This window comes from Candidatus Paceibacterota bacterium, from assembly GCA_035530615.1.
Lineage (GTDB): Bacteria > Actinomycetota > Actinomycetes > Nanopelagicales > Nanopelagicaceae > QYPT01.
Genome location: DATKUL010000001.1, coordinates 110,272 through 123,347 on the forward strand (window position 1 = coordinate 110,272; position 13,076 = coordinate 123,347).

A 13,076-nucleotide genomic window follows, 5' to 3' on the forward strand; every position below is an offset into this window, starting at 1 on the left:
TACGTGCGAACGGGAGTAATCCTAGAGCTTCTCCACGGGTGCATAACGCAGGAGCAATCTCTTCTCTCCTAGCGAACCAAAATCCACGTTTACGGCCGCGTTGTTTCCTTCCCCTGCCAGGGAGACCACCTTTCCAAGCCCGAATGTGTCGTGAGACACACGATCTCCTACGGCAAGTTCGATGGGCGCAGATATTTTCCCAGTAGGCCGGGCTGGTGGGGTTGTAATATCTCGTCGCTTCGTGGTCGGAAAACTGTTTCCCTTTTTTGACCAATTACGTGATGCCGCAGCATTTCGCCATTCGTCAGCCTCTTCCACTTCACGCCACTCAATGACCGCCCGTGGGATCTCGTCAAGAAATTCAGACGGCGAAGATGACATCACTCCCTTCCACATGGTTCGCTCCTCTGCGCGGGTAACGTAGAGACGTTCCTTTGCGCGAGTGAGACCAACGTATGCGAGTCGTCTTTCTTCTTCCATCTCACTGTTATCTTCAAGTGCGCGAAAATGAGGAAACACACCTCGTTCCATTCCCGTAAGGAACACCGTCGGGAATTCCAATCCCTTCGCAGTGTGGAGCGTCATTAAAGTCACCACTCCGCCATGATCCTCCCCCTGGGGGATATCATCAGCGTCAGCCACGAGTGAAACCTTTTCCAGAAAACCTCCAAGCGAAATAGTCTCGTCATCCCCTAATTCATCCAAAGGAGTATTTTCGTACTCGATCGAATCAGCAATGAGCGCCTCGATATTCTCTATGCGAACGGCATCTTGAGGATCTTCGGTTTTCTCTAATAGTTCGATAATCCGAGTTCGCGTGAGAAGAGCTTCAATAATCGCAGAGGGTTTAGTTTTAGCTTCGACCAATTGACTAATTTCGTTAATCATTCCCAAGAATTGACCAACAGCCTCTACGGGTTTCGCGCGTAGCTCTTGGATTTCGACACACCGACTTAGTGCCTCTCTAAATGGGATGTCCGTCTTGCGTGCAAACGAATCAACCATGTCCAAGGTTTTTTCACTAATAGCCCTGGCAGGAAAATTGATTATGCGTCTCAAAGAAATTTCATCGTCTCTATTCACAACTACGTGCAGATAGGCCAGAACGTCCTTTACTTCTTTGCGGTCGTAGAATTTTTGCCCACCAACCACCTTATAAGGCATGCCATCAAGAGCCAACGCGCGTTCCAGAGCTCGCGACTGGGCATTGGTCCGATAAAAAATCGCGGTATCGCCTAATTCAGATACCCCTTGGGTTCTAAGACTTCGAATTTCCCTGACGATGAACTTGGCTTCCTCGTGTTCATTCCTGGCAACGTACCCGACCAGCGGCGTTCCTGGACCCTGCGCTGACCACAAGTTCTTTTCCTTTCGATTTTGATTTTCGGCTATCACGGCGTTAGCTGCGCTCAAAATATTCTGAGTCGACCGATAATTCTGCTCAAGGAGAATTGCTTTTGCTTTTGGGTAATCTAATTCAAACTGCAAAATATTGCGGATCGTCGCACCACGAAAACCATAAATTGATTGGTCTGCATCTCCAACAACGCAGAGTTCGGCGGGTTGAAAGCCATCCTTCTCATCCCCAACAATTTCCCGAATCAGTATGTATTGGGCGTGATTAGTGTCTTGGTACTCGTCAACGAGAACATGGCGAAATCGCGAGCGAAAACGATCTCGACTTTCCGGAAAACGTTGCAGCACTTCCACGGATTTCATTATCAAATCATCGAAATCCATTGCATTCGCGTCGGCTAACCTCCTCTGATAGATGCCGTAGACTTCTGCGACTACCTTTTCAACGGGGTTATCGGCAGTCCCCGCATAGTCTCGTGGCCCCTTCAACTCATTCTTGGCATTTGAGATACTCGCTTGAATCTGCCGCGGCGTGACGGCTTCTTCGTCACGGTTTAGAGACTTCATAATTATCTTTATCAGTTGCAAACTATCCGATTGGTCATAAATACTGAATGAGTTTGTATAACCTAAGCGGGTGGCTTCCTGACGAAGCAGGCGAACACACGCCGAGTGAAAAGTAGAGACCCACATAGAACGCGCCACTTGTCCCACCAACTCGGTGACTCGGTCCTTCATCTCTCCCGCTGCCTTATTTGTGAAAGTGATTGCCAGGATCTCATAGGACTTTACGTCCCGCCTTTGCATCAAGTAAGCGATGCGGCGGGTCAGAACGCGTGTCTTTCCCGACCCTGCACCTGCCACGACCAGAAGTGGGCCGCCTTCGTGAATAACTGCGGCTGCTTGTTGCGGATTCAGCCCGTCTAGCAATGGATCAGGCATCGTCATGGGGTGAAGTCTATTAGGCTTCACTGACTGGTTTTGTTTGACTTAAGGAGAGCGCATGCAACCGTTGGACGATAGCGAGATCAAGAGAGTATTGGTCGTGAGCGCTCATCCGGATGACTCTGATTTCGGTGCCTCCGGGACCATCTCATCTTGGATCAAGCAAGGTATCCATGTCTCATATTGCATCTGTACAAATGGAGATCAAGGCGGAGAAGAGTCGGGTATTCCTGTCGAAGAAATGCCTGCCGTGCGTCAGAAAGAACAACGTGCGGCGGGTGCAGCTATTGGTGTTACTGACATTACCTTCCTCAACTATCGCGATGGTTCGCTCGAACCAACACTTGGACTTCGCAAAGATATTGTTCGTGCTATCCGCATCGCGCAACCTGATCGTATGGTTATTCAGAGTCCTGAAAGAAACTGGGAACGCATAGGTGCAAGTCACCCTGACCATCTTGCAGCGGGTGAGGCGGCAATTCAAGCGGTGTACCCGGATGCGCGAAATCCTTTTGCTTTTCCAGAGATGCTTGAAGAAGGCCTAAAGACCTGTCGCGTCAAAGAAGTTTGGGTCACTTCACACGCACGGCCAGATCACTTTGTAGATATCACTGATTTCTTTCATCTCAAGATGGCGACTCTTCACTCACATGTTTCCCAAACGGCCCATAACCCTGAAATGGAGAATATGGTTCGCTCGTGGGGAGAACGGAATGCGGAAACTGCAGGGTTTGCGAAAGGCAGAATTGCAGAAGCTTTTAAGATCGTTAACACCAATTAAGCTCACCCCCGCTGCCCGTGGTTTCGGCAACCACCAATCCATTTACTGTCCATACCTTTGGAATGCACTCTAGGAAATGTTTCTTCACGTTCTTTTATTGCTGACATGTGCAATCGCGATTTATCTTGCCTGCGAGTGGTTTGTAAACGCCGTTGAATGGCTTGGGGTTCGCCTAGAAATGGGAACCATTGCCATTGGAACTGTCTTGGCCGCAATCGGAACTGCCTTGCCTGAGAGTGTGGTGACTCTAGTCGCAGTCACTATGGGCCACACGGTCGAGTCAAAGGAGATTGGAGTTGGGGCCGCAATGGGAGGGCCGCTTGCTCTGGCGACAATTGCTTATGGCGTCTCTGGCTATATCTTGTTAAACAAAAAACATGGGCCCGAACCATTGAAGGATGTGGACCTGAGTCAGCTTCCTCGTGATCAGCAATGGTTCTTGATGATCTTTCTTGTAAAAGTTTCGCTTGGGCTTGTTGCTTTTTCATTCAAGCCATGGCTCGGACTCCTTTTCTTCGCTGCTTACGGTGCCTATTTCATCAAAGAGATGAGGGCAGATTCCGAAAAGCACAGCGCTGCCGAGTTAGAGCCCTTGAAACTGCAACCAAAAAAGATAGTCCCATCGGGATGGGCGATAGGAGTCCAAACCCTGGCAAGCCTCCTAGTCATATTTATTACTTCTCAATTATTTGTTGCACAACTTGAATGGGTGGGACCAGCGCTAGGGCTTTCGGCAACAGTCACTGCTCTCTTGCTATCGCCCGTGGCAACTGAACTCCCGGAAGTAATGAACGCGATTATTTGGATTCGACAGGGTAAGACTTCACTAGCCCTGGCAAACATCAGCGGAGCAATGATGATTCAAGCAACAGTTCCATCTGGACTCGGGTTATTGTTTACTCCGTGGAAGTTTGATGGACCTTTGATGCTTTCTGGGGCAGTGACAATTGCGGCGATTGTCTACCTCTTAGCCCTACTCCGCACAGAACAATTCACCCCATTTAAAATTTCAATCGTGGGGATATTTTACGGCATCTTTGCCGTCGGGCTATTCCTGATTGGTTAATACACTTCCAAGGTTTAATTGGTCGGCGCCTAGCTAACGATTACCTTTTCGATTGCGATCTTGACAGCTGGAGTTCCGTCAGAACCGCCGCCAGCAACACCTGCTGCTGCAATGGCCTTTACAATATTGAGTCCTGAAGTGATTTTGCCCCAGATGGTGTAATTAGCTCCAAGTGTGGTGTTGGCATATACCAAGAAGAATTGGCTGCCATTTGTTGATGGACCTGAATTCGCCATTGCGACTGTTCCCTCTGGATAATTGTTTGCTACCTGCTGAGGTAAATTCTCGTCCTGAAAAGTGAATCCTGGCCCACCAGATCCTGTGGCCGTTGGATCCCCACACTGCAACACATAAATACCTGCCGTAGTGAGACGGTGGCAAAGGGATGCATTGAAATATCCGCCCGTCGCTAACGCGGTTAAGGCAGTCATGGTTACCGGCGCTTTAACTCCATTTGTTTCAATAACAATGTTTCCACAATTTGTTACAAGGGTGAATGTTCCCATTCGACCCTTTGTCATTGTGCTTGGCGGAGTAATCGTTATTGGACTGTGACCGAGCGCTGTTGTGTCCTTGCATGCGACTCCAGAAGCAAGCGTTGTTGCTGCCATCGATGGAGTAGTTGCCGATGCGGAAGGAGTAGCCGATGGAGTAGTTGCCGATGCGGAAGGAGTAGCCGTTGATGGAGGAGTAGCCGAAGGTGTAGCGACACTCTTTTTCGGTGTCGACGAGCATGCAGAAAGAGTGGCGACAAGTAGGACGACTAAGCCAAAATAGATTCCACGTTTCACGGTGTGAGCCTTTCGTAGATAGAGTACTTTTTCAACTAAGAGGCCTTACTCCCACTCAATGGTTCCTGGGGGTTTACTGGTTATATCCAACACCACCCGATTTATATCTCGTACTTCATTGGTGATGCGAGTCGAGATTTTCTCAAGGAGTTCGTAGGGAAGTCTTGACCAATCCGCCGTCATGGCATCTTCACTGGAGACAGGCCGAAGGACGATTGGATGACCGTAGGTGCGACCATCTCCTTGGACTCCAACACTGCGAACTTCCGCCAGGAGTACCACTGGGCATTGCCAGATCAGTCGATCTTGTCCCGCACTGGCTAATTCTTCGCGGACAATGCGGTCTGCATGTCTCAATATTTCCAAACGCTCCTCAGTTACTTCTCCGATGATTCGAATCGCAAGTCCCGGGCCGGGAAAAGGCTGACGCCAGACTATTTCTTCGGGAAGTCCCAACTCAAGACCCACCTGGCGTACTTCATCCTTAAAAAGAGTCCGTAGTGGTTCGATGAGGGTGAACTTTAAATCTTCGGGCAGGCCGCCGACGTTATGGTGGGATTTGATATTTGCCGTTCCTGTCCCTCCTCCAGACTCGACAACATCTGGGTAGAGAGTTCCTTGGACGAGAAATTCGACATCGCCGCCGGCTGCAATTTCACGGGCAGCGGCTTCAAAACTACGGATGAATTCTCTGCCAATAATCTTCCGTTTAGTCTCTGGCTCACTAACCCCGGCTAGAGCATCCATAAACTGCCGCCGTGCATCGACTACTTTGAGTGAGACGCCAGTGGCAGCGACGAAATCTTTCTCGACTTGCTCGGTTTCACCGGCGCGTAAAAGTCCATGATCTACAAATACACAAGTGAGTTGATCTCCGATTGCCTTCTGAATCATCGCAGCAGCAACCGCAGAATCTACTCCGCCAGATAATCCGCAGATAACGCGTTTCTCTCCGACAAGCGCCCTAACTTTTTCAATCTCATGCTCAACGATATTTGCAGAGGTCCAGGAAGGGGAACACTTGGCAATATCGACCAACCAATGTCTCAGAATTTCCTGTCCGTACTCAGTGTGCAGGACCTCTGGATGGAATTGGACTCCTGCCAACATGGCCGTTTCATTCTCAAAGGCACTTATTGGAGTGTCGCTAGTACCTGCACAGACCGTGAAGCCGGGCGGCTCTTGAGTGACTGCATCACCATGACTCATCCATACACGTTGCACATTTGGCAAAGACGCAAAAATTCTTGAGGTTGTCGCTGCATTGAGTTCCGTGCGGCCAAACTCTGACTTCCCCGTCTTACTAACCACGCCACCGAGAGCAACAGCCATGACCTGGAAGCCATAGCAAATTCCAAAAACAGGAATGCCTAATTTGAGAATCTCCGGATCCATGGCAGGAGCATTTGGCGCATAAACACTGGATGGTCCGCCAGAGAGAATTATGGCCTCTGGGTTTTTTGCCAGGACATCCTTTGCAGAAATTGAAGAAGGAACAATTTCGCTAAATACCCTGGCTTCGCGGACTCTGCGTGCGATCAATTGGGCGTACTGTGCACCAAAATCAACGACCAGCACTCCGGATGGATTAGTCACGATGAATGAGTACCTCAACTCGCTGGAATTCCTTGACATCGGAATATCCACACGTGGCCATGGCACGGCGGAGTGCACCAAAGAGATTCATTGATCCGTCCGATGCTCGAGAAGGTCCCAAGAGGATTTCGCGCAGAGTTCCGGATGTGCCCACCGCCACGCGCTCGCCCCGTGGGAGCTCTTGGTGGTGCGCTTCGCTTCCCCAGTGCCAACCAAGTCCAGGAGCCTCTACCGCTTTTGCGAGAGGCGATCCCATCATCACGGCATCTGCACCGCAAGCAATGGCTTTGGCAATATCGCCACTTCGTCCAACAGAACCATCCGCGATGACGTGAACATATCGCCCGCCAGATTCATCAAGATAATCGCGTCGAGCCGATGCAACTTCAGCCACTGCCGAAGCCATAGGAACTTCGATTCCCAGCACTTTTCGCGTTGTATGCGCAGAACCCCCACCGAATCCAACGAGCACACCTGCGGCGCCTGCGCGCATCAAGTGCAACGCTCCAACCGCAGTAGCAACACCACCAACGATCACTGGCACATCAAGTTCGTATATAAATTTCTTTAAGTTAAGCGCTTCATTTTTTAACGAAACATGCTCGGCACTCACGGTCGTTCCACGAATGACGAATATATCTACGCCTGCCTCAATAACGGTCTTATAGAGATCAGCAGTTCTTTGCGGTGATAAGGACCCTGCCACTCTTACTCCGGCATCGCGAATCTGCTGGAGTCTTTCTTTGATCAGAGTTGGCTGAATTGGCGCCGTATAAAGCTCTTGCATGCGACGGGTTGCATGCACATCCGGCATCGACGCAATTTCACCAAGTTGAATACGCGGATCCTCGTAGCGAGTCCATAAGCCCTCAAGGTTGAGTACGCCCAGACCACCCAATTTGCCGATTTCGATAGCGGTTTCTGGCGAAACCACGGAGTCCATCGGAGCCGCAACCATTGGGATATCGAATTTATATGCGTCGATCTGCCAAGAAGTTGAGACTCCTTCATGATCGCGGGTGCGGCGGCTGGGAACTATGGCAATATCATCAAAAGAATAAGCTCTGCGAGCGCGTTTGCCAGGTGCTATTTCGATTTCGCTCATGGTTACTCCTTAATTGTTTCGGATGTAGTTCGGGGCCGAAGCCACATCCAAAACGTCATGCGGATGACTCTCTTGCAGGCCTGCACTGGTGATTTGAATGAGCCGGCCCTCGCGGCGCAAGTATGCGATATCTGCCGCGCCCGCATATCCCATGCCCAGGCGCAAACCACCTATTAACTGGTGGGCGACTTGAGACAGAGGACCGCGGTAGGCAACTTTTCCTTCAATGCCTTCAGGGACCAATTTATCTTCAGATAAAACATCATCCTGCATGTACCGATCTTTCGAGTAGGACTTCTTCCCGCCGCGAGTTTGCATTGCGCCGAGCGAGCCCATTCCTCGGTAAGCCTTGTACTTGCGGCCATCAATCTCAACGAGTTCGCCTGGGGATTCATCGCATCCCGCAAGTAATGAACCAAGCATTACCGTATCTGCGCCAGCAACCAGTGCTTTCACGATATCGCCAGAATATTGCAGTCCACCATCTGCGATGAGGGGTATTCCAGCTTTCGCACATGCCTTACTAGCTTCCATGATTGCAGTAATCTGCGGAACACCAACCCCAGTTACAACTCGAGTCGTACATATTGAACCCGGGCCTACACCCACTTTGACGGCATCTACTCCGGCATTGATAAGCGCCTGTGCGCCTGCGCGGGTAGCTACATTGCCGCCAATAATTTCTGTCTTTGGCGAATATTTCCTTATTCTGGCAATCGCATCCAGAACGCCCCGGTGATGACCATGTGCCGTGTCCACGACGACAACATCTACTCCCGCCTCAATGAGCGCCTTTGCGCGAGCAAAGCCGTCATCGCCGACACCTACCGCTGCGCCGGCCAGTCCGACACCTTTCACCAGTTTCACGTGCGTAACTTGCTCGTCGATCGGAAGGTTGCGGTGAATGATTCCGATTCCACCGGCCTTTGCCATGGCAATGGCCATCTCTGATTCTGTCACCGTGTCCATGGGAGAGGAGACGAGAGGTATCCGAAGTGAGATATTCCGAGTGAGTCGAGTAGAAGTATCAACCTCACTTGGAACCACATCGGATGCATCAGGCAGAAGAAGGACATCGTCATAAGTCAGACCGAGCATTACGACTTTCTCATTGTCGGCCATTTCGCCTCCCCTACGACGGTTGAAGGCGTGAAGTCTATCGGTGACTTGGAACTCCCAAATCCGATGAAATTGTTGGGTTAGCCCTCGCTGGCAGTAGTGGCGGCGCTGCTGTCCTCAGGCGCCTCGTCACTTTCAGGGGCACCATCTTCGGTGTCAGTTCCAGGTCCGCCATCTTCAATGTCACTCCCGCCGCCACCGACGAGTTCGTCATCGCCTTCGCCACCTTGGAGTTCGTCATCGCCCAGACCGCCATCTGCAACGTCATCACCGTCTCCGCCATCTAGCTGGTCGTTACCTTCATCGCCATCTAGCTGGTCGTCACCAGTTCCGCCGCTAAGAACGTCACTTCCAGTGCCACCAGCGAGCGTGTCTGTACCATTGCCGCCGTTTAGTGTGTCATTTCCAGCGCCGCCCTGGAGCGTGTCATTTCCAACCGCACCTATAACCACATCATTACCGGCTCCGGCAACCACGGTGTCATTTCCCGCCTGACCATTAATCTTGTCAATACCTGATCCCCCACAGATAAGATCATTCCCAGCGCCGGCCAGAACAGTGTGAGTACCTGAACCTTGCACAACTATCACGTCGGGCTTTGAAGTACCTTTGATGGTGGACGCACTCGACACTACGGTCGCTTTCTTTCCATCACACGTTGGGGAATCTGCTGCTTGTGCCGAAGATCCAGCCAAGATAAGTGTCGGAACGAAAAAGACAGTCGGTACGCTCAAGATCGCTACACGCTTAAAAAGGCGATTCATAGCGCAAACCTTCCATTTGCAGACTTGTCTGAATGAAGTCTGATCAGCTTGTTTCTCTCCATTGTTCCTCCTCAGGATAGGTTGATCTACAGGATTCAACGATCAAAACCACTCGCCCGTTACAGAAATATTAAGAATGTTTTTGGGTTACGGAGTCGCTAGCGCGAATCCCCTAGAACCCGTGAAATCTCCGCGCAGGCCGATCTCAGATCAGCGGAGAAGAGTGCGTCTTTACACTCATCCAGGTTCCATCCCGGTCCTCCAAGGAGTATGCGTGGGGCCGGCCGAACCTTAGGTAGATCACGGAAGAAGGCAGGATCACCGTTTTCGGGAAGGAGAGCCCAAAGAAATATGACCGGCGGGGCAATACGGGTCACTATTCTGGCAACTGCTGCGTGCGGTGTGCGAGCACCTAAAAAATATGAAGATATCGATCGTTCAGCCAACGCGGCTTTCACGGCGTAAAGTGCCAGGGAATGTTGCTCTTCACTTGGAGCCGCCAACAAGATCGGACGCGGGTTGCGGGCTTCATGAACTTCGACGGCTAACAATACTTTTTTCACTATTTCAGAAACCATATGTTCAACTTCAACGCCCTGATCGGTTCGCTCCCACTCGCTACCAATTCTCACAAGCAAGGGGACGACTATTTCCTGCCACGTGCAAATGACTCCATTTCGTGCCAGTTCTTGCTTCAGCCCCGATTCCAAGAAGCAATCATCCAAAGTGAACGCAGCCCTGTAGAAAATCTCAACGAGGTCTTGGGTTGAATTCCCATTCGGATTCTCGCGAATCAATTCTTCAAGTACGTCGCCGACCGTTTCATCACTACACAGGGCCTTCGCGCGAATTGCGGCATCACACGGTGCCACGCCTTCGATGACAAGACGGCGCATCAAGGTGAGCCTAGCCAGATCGCCGGAGGAGTAGCGTCGGTGATTGCCTGCCTCATGAACCGATGGTCCAAGGCAGTAACGTCGATCCCAGGTTCGCAGGGTGGCCGGAGCAATCCCCAGGCGGCGAGCCACCGCGGCCACCGTCAAGAACTCGCTCATGAGGCTATCTTCGGGCACTTGGGCAAATCTCACCACTTGAGAATCTAGGTGATTTCCTGGCATGGGCTCGGGACTCTACGGAATTTCTCATGGACTTTTCAGTGATCTCTACTTGAACCACCTATGAAGCGATTATAGAGTGGTACCACTCCCCCAAGAAAGGAACTCGAAAATGGCCGAAATCTCCCGGTTGCCCAAGCCAGTAGCCCAAGTATGGGAATGGCAGCAGTCGGGCGCCTGTCGTGATCTTCCATCCGAAATGTTTTTCCACCCAGATGGGGAGCGTGGTCCAAGTCGCCGAAACCGCGAGAACCGCGCCAAGGCGGTATGCGCCACATGTCCGGTGATTCAACAGTGTCGAAATCATGCCCTTGCGGTTGAGGAGCCATACGGAATCTGGGGCGGCCTCAGTGAAGACGACCGCCTCAGTATCCTAGAAAGCAACGATCGAAAGATGAACGAAGCGATTCCTCACGCCTCATAATTTCTCAGGGGGAATTCCCGAATGGGGAAGCAATCATCTATTTTCTATTTAAGCAATATGCGCATTGAAAAATGCGAGCGTTCGATCCCATGCAACAGTTGATGCCGCGGGGTTATAAACCTCTTTCCGTTCATCATTAAAGAAGGCATGATCGGTCCCTGGGTAGTCATATGCGATAACACTGCCTCCCGCTGTTCGGATTGCGAGGAGTGCCTCCTGAATTCCGGGGGCTGCAGAAGTACCATCATGCTCACTGCAGTGAATGATGGCGTGCTTACCTGAATAGTTCTCCCAAGCAGGTGACATACGCGACCAAGGTTGGCCAGGATAGAAACCAACCGTTGCAACAATTTCAGGTGAGAGAGTTGCACTCCAGAGTGCCAGTGAGCCGCCCATGCAGAACCCAATAACCCCAACACCTTTTCCAACGACGTCTTTACGGTTGCTTAGATACTTCGCCGCTCCATCGATATCTACCGCCGCTTTATCTATGGCGAGATCCATCAACAGCTTCCTCGCCTCATCTGGTTCGGTTGTGACAACGCCGTGATAAAGATCAGGTGCGAGAGCGACGAAACCAGCCTTGGCGAATCGATCGGCAACATTTGTAATATGCCCGACCAGTCCCCACCACTCTTGAATCACAATGACAGCAGGGCCACTTCCACTTTGCGGTAACGCCAGGTAGCCCTCGCACGTGCCACCGTTACTTGGAAAGGTAACTTTCTCACCCATGTCGCACTCCTTCACTCTTTCCCTGCCCCTGCTTGGTTAGAACCAATCTAGCTGCATCCGTACATCCAAGAGGCAACACTCTGACTGGGTGTAGTAGAGTCTGCAAACTTCACAATTGAGATAGCTAAGGGGCATCGTGGCAAGCAAGAATTTCCTAAACCAGGTGAAGAATGGACTTTTACTCAGCGACGATGAGGGACTTCTCGATATGGAAAAAATCCATGCCTGGCTCTCACTGGACGCCTACTGGGCGCTAGGGAGGGATCTTGAGCTTGTCACCAGAACTTTCAAACATTCCTATCCCTTTGGTGTCTACGAGGGCAAGAAGCAAGTAGCAGTCGCACGAATCGTTAGTGATACCGGAATTTTCGCTGTGTTATGCGATGTCTTCGTCGATCGAGCATATCGAGGGCGCGGAATTGGCACCTGGTTGAGCCAGGCGACCGTTGAGTGGACCCAGAAACTAGAAATTAAGAAGACCACCTTGACTACAAGCGATGCCCACGATGTTTACTCGGCTGTTGGATTTCGACAACTTAAAAACCCTGATCGCTGGATGGAGTTGGAGCGACCGAGTAGCCTCTGAATCAGGATCTAGTCGTTCGTAGGTGCATTCCCTAAGCGATGGCGACGACCTCTTGCCACATTCCGTTGGCGTAATGGTTGGTTAGATTACAGAGAAATTCATACCGGCCGGCGCTCAACGTAAGTGTGGCCCAAGAGATTCCTCCAGGTTCGATTCCTTCACCTGAGCCCGCTCCGCAATTGTTGGAGGCCTCGCCCAAACTTCCAGTCTCGTTGACCCTTCCCTCAGCATTTGGAACCCGGCTTCCTGCTGTATTTCCCTCACCTAATGGCATAACAACGAGTTCGTGCTCACGCCACCCGAGATTAGAGACCACAACGGTCACTTCACCGGCAGGAAAAGTTGTTGGATTTGCAACAAGCCGCATACGAGAATTCCGAGGGGCCACACCACCCATCATCTGAGTCATACCCATATCACCTAGTTCCACATTAATAATCTGGCCAGGCAGGTTCTCCGGAACCGAACAGGTCACCTTCGAGGAGTAATAACGAGAGGATGAATTCATCATTCCTGGACGTCCGGTTGAATTGAATGTGGCACATCCTGCAAGCAGGAGGGCGAGTGCAATAAAGCCGAATATGACTGCGGTCTTGGATTGCGGGGGTCTATTCATGTTGACCACTATCCCACCAATACCGCCTCCAGGTAACCATCGCAGGTGTCGCCGTTACTTGGAAATAAAACGCGCTC

13 protein-coding genes are annotated in these 13,076 nt (G+C 51.1%); 4 read left to right on the top strand and 9 right to left on the bottom strand.

Annotated elements, in window-relative coordinates:
- Window positions 1-21 precede the first annotated feature (21 nt).
- Complete coding sequence (gene pcrA, locus VMW30_00570; protein ID HUW86861.1) at window positions 22-2,304, bottom strand: DNA helicase PcrA; 2,283 nt, start codon at window positions 2,302-2,304, stop codon at window positions 22-24.
- 55 nt (window positions 2,305-2,359) lie between these two features.
- Between pcrA and VMW30_00575 the strand changes: the two genes are divergently transcribed.
- Together VMW30_00575 and VMW30_00580 are read left to right on the top strand one after the other, a co-directional pair.
- Window positions 2,360-3,082, top strand: coding sequence for a PIG-L deacetylase family protein (locus VMW30_00575; GenBank protein ID HUW86862.1), 723 nt, complete (start codon window positions 2,360-2,362; stop codon window positions 3,080-3,082).
- A 76-nt stretch (window positions 3,083-3,158) separates the two neighbouring features.
- Window positions 3,159-4,148 carry a sodium:calcium antiporter gene (locus VMW30_00580; GenBank protein HUW86863.1) on the top strand — a complete coding sequence of 330 codons (990 nt, stop codon included), beginning with the start codon at window positions 3,159-3,161 and terminating at the stop codon, window positions 4,146-4,148.
- 29 nt (window positions 4,149-4,177) lie between these two features.
- Here VMW30_00580 and VMW30_00585 read toward each other — a convergent pair whose 3' ends face one another.
- From VMW30_00585 to VMW30_00610, 6 genes are all read right to left on the bottom strand, one after another.
- Window positions 4,178-4,939 (bottom strand): peptidylprolyl isomerase, encoded by a 762-nt coding sequence (locus VMW30_00585; protein ID HUW86864.1) that lies wholly within the window; start codon window positions 4,937-4,939, stop codon window positions 4,178-4,180.
- Between the two features lie 45 nt (window positions 4,940-4,984).
- Window positions 4,985-6,535 carry a glutamine-hydrolyzing GMP synthase gene (gene guaA / locus VMW30_00590; GenBank protein ID HUW86865.1) on the bottom strand — a complete coding sequence of 517 codons (1,551 nt, stop codon included), beginning with the start codon at window positions 6,533-6,535 and terminating at the stop codon, window positions 4,985-4,987.
- The gene (locus VMW30_00595; protein HUW86866.1) at window positions 6,528-7,640 is read right to left on the bottom strand and encodes a GuaB3 family IMP dehydrogenase-related protein; all 1,113 of its coding nucleotides are present in this window, start codon (window positions 7,638-7,640) and stop codon (window positions 6,528-6,530) included. Before VMW30_00595 ends, guaA begins: the two co-directional genes overlap by 8 nt.
- Before the next feature lie 9 nt (window positions 7,641-7,649).
- Window positions 7,650-8,762: an IMP dehydrogenase gene (locus VMW30_00600; GenBank protein HUW86867.1), complete on the bottom strand. Its 1,113-nt coding sequence runs from the start codon at window positions 8,760-8,762 to the stop codon at window positions 7,650-7,652.
- Between the two features lie 77 nt (window positions 8,763-8,839).
- Entirely contained in the window at window positions 8,840-9,523 is a 684-nt protein-coding gene (locus VMW30_00605) for a calcium-binding protein (GenBank protein HUW86868.1), read from the bottom strand.
- A 158-nt stretch (window positions 9,524-9,681) separates the two neighbouring features.
- Window positions 9,682-10,578 (bottom strand): MerR family transcriptional regulator, encoded by an 897-nt coding sequence (locus VMW30_00610; GenBank protein HUW86869.1) that lies wholly within the window; start codon window positions 10,576-10,578, stop codon window positions 9,682-9,684.
- A gap of 172 nt (window positions 10,579-10,750) precedes the next feature.
- On the opposite strand from VMW30_00610, the gene VMW30_00615 reads away from it, so the two are divergent.
- Window positions 10,751-11,062 carry a WhiB family transcriptional regulator gene (locus tag VMW30_00615; protein ID HUW86870.1) on the top strand — a complete coding sequence of 104 codons (312 nt, stop codon included), beginning with the start codon at window positions 10,751-10,753 and terminating at the stop codon, window positions 11,060-11,062.
- 48 nt (window positions 11,063-11,110) lie between these two features.
- On the opposite strand, the gene VMW30_00620 is transcribed toward VMW30_00615, so the two are convergent.
- The gene (locus tag VMW30_00620) at window positions 11,111-11,797 is read right to left on the bottom strand and encodes a dienelactone hydrolase family protein (GenBank protein ID HUW86871.1); all 687 of its coding nucleotides are present in this window, start codon (window positions 11,795-11,797) and stop codon (window positions 11,111-11,113) included.
- 136 nt (window positions 11,798-11,933) lie between these two features.
- Here VMW30_00620 and VMW30_00625 point away from each other — a divergent pair, with 136 nt between their 5' ends.
- Window positions 11,934-12,383, top strand: a complete 450-nt coding sequence (locus tag VMW30_00625; protein ID HUW86872.1) for a GNAT family N-acetyltransferase — start codon at window positions 11,934-11,936, stop codon at window positions 12,381-12,383.
- Window positions 12,384-12,414: 31 nt separating this feature from the next.
- Here VMW30_00625 and VMW30_00630 read toward each other — a convergent pair whose 3' ends face one another.
- The gene (locus VMW30_00630; GenBank protein HUW86873.1) at window positions 12,415-12,999 is read right to left on the bottom strand and encodes a hypothetical protein; all 585 of its coding nucleotides are present in this window, start codon (window positions 12,997-12,999) and stop codon (window positions 12,415-12,417) included.
- Window positions 13,000-13,076: the final 77 nt, after the last annotated feature.

Excerpts from the sequence above, each read along its gene's own strand:
- pcrA (HUW86861.1), bottom strand. The coding sequence starts at position 2,304 with ATGACGATGCCTGATCCATTGCTAGACGGGCTGAATCCGCAACAAGCA.
- VMW30_00575 (HUW86862.1), top strand. The coding sequence starts at position 2,360 with ATGCAACCGTTGGACGATAGCGAGATCAAGAGAGTATTGGTCGTGAGC.
- VMW30_00580 (HUW86863.1), top strand. The coding sequence starts at position 3,159 with ATGTTTCTTCACGTTCTTTTATTGCTGACATGTGCAATCGCGATTTAT.
- VMW30_00595 (HUW86866.1), bottom strand. The coding sequence starts at position 7,640 with ATGAGCGAAATCGAAATAGCACCTGGCAAACGCGCTCGCAGAGCTTAT.
- VMW30_00600 (HUW86867.1), bottom strand. The coding sequence starts at position 8,762 with ATGGCCGACAATGAGAAAGTCGTAATGCTCGGTCTGACTTATGACGAT.
- VMW30_00605 (HUW86868.1), bottom strand. The coding sequence starts at position 9,523 with ATGAATCGCCTTTTTAAGCGTGTAGCGATCTTGAGCGTACCGACTGTC.
- VMW30_00610 (HUW86869.1), bottom strand. The coding sequence starts at position 10,578 with ATGAGCGAGTTCTTGACGGTGGCCGCGGTGGCTCGCCGCCTGGGGATT.
- VMW30_00615 (HUW86870.1), top strand. The coding sequence starts at position 10,751 with ATGGCCGAAATCTCCCGGTTGCCCAAGCCAGTAGCCCAAGTATGGGAA.
- VMW30_00620 (HUW86871.1), bottom strand. The coding sequence starts at position 11,797 with ATGGGTGAGAAAGTTACCTTTCCAAGTAACGGTGGCACGTGCGAGGGC.
- VMW30_00630 (HUW86873.1), bottom strand. The coding sequence starts at position 12,999 with ATGAATAGACCCCCGCAATCCAAGACCGCAGTCATATTCGGCTTTATT.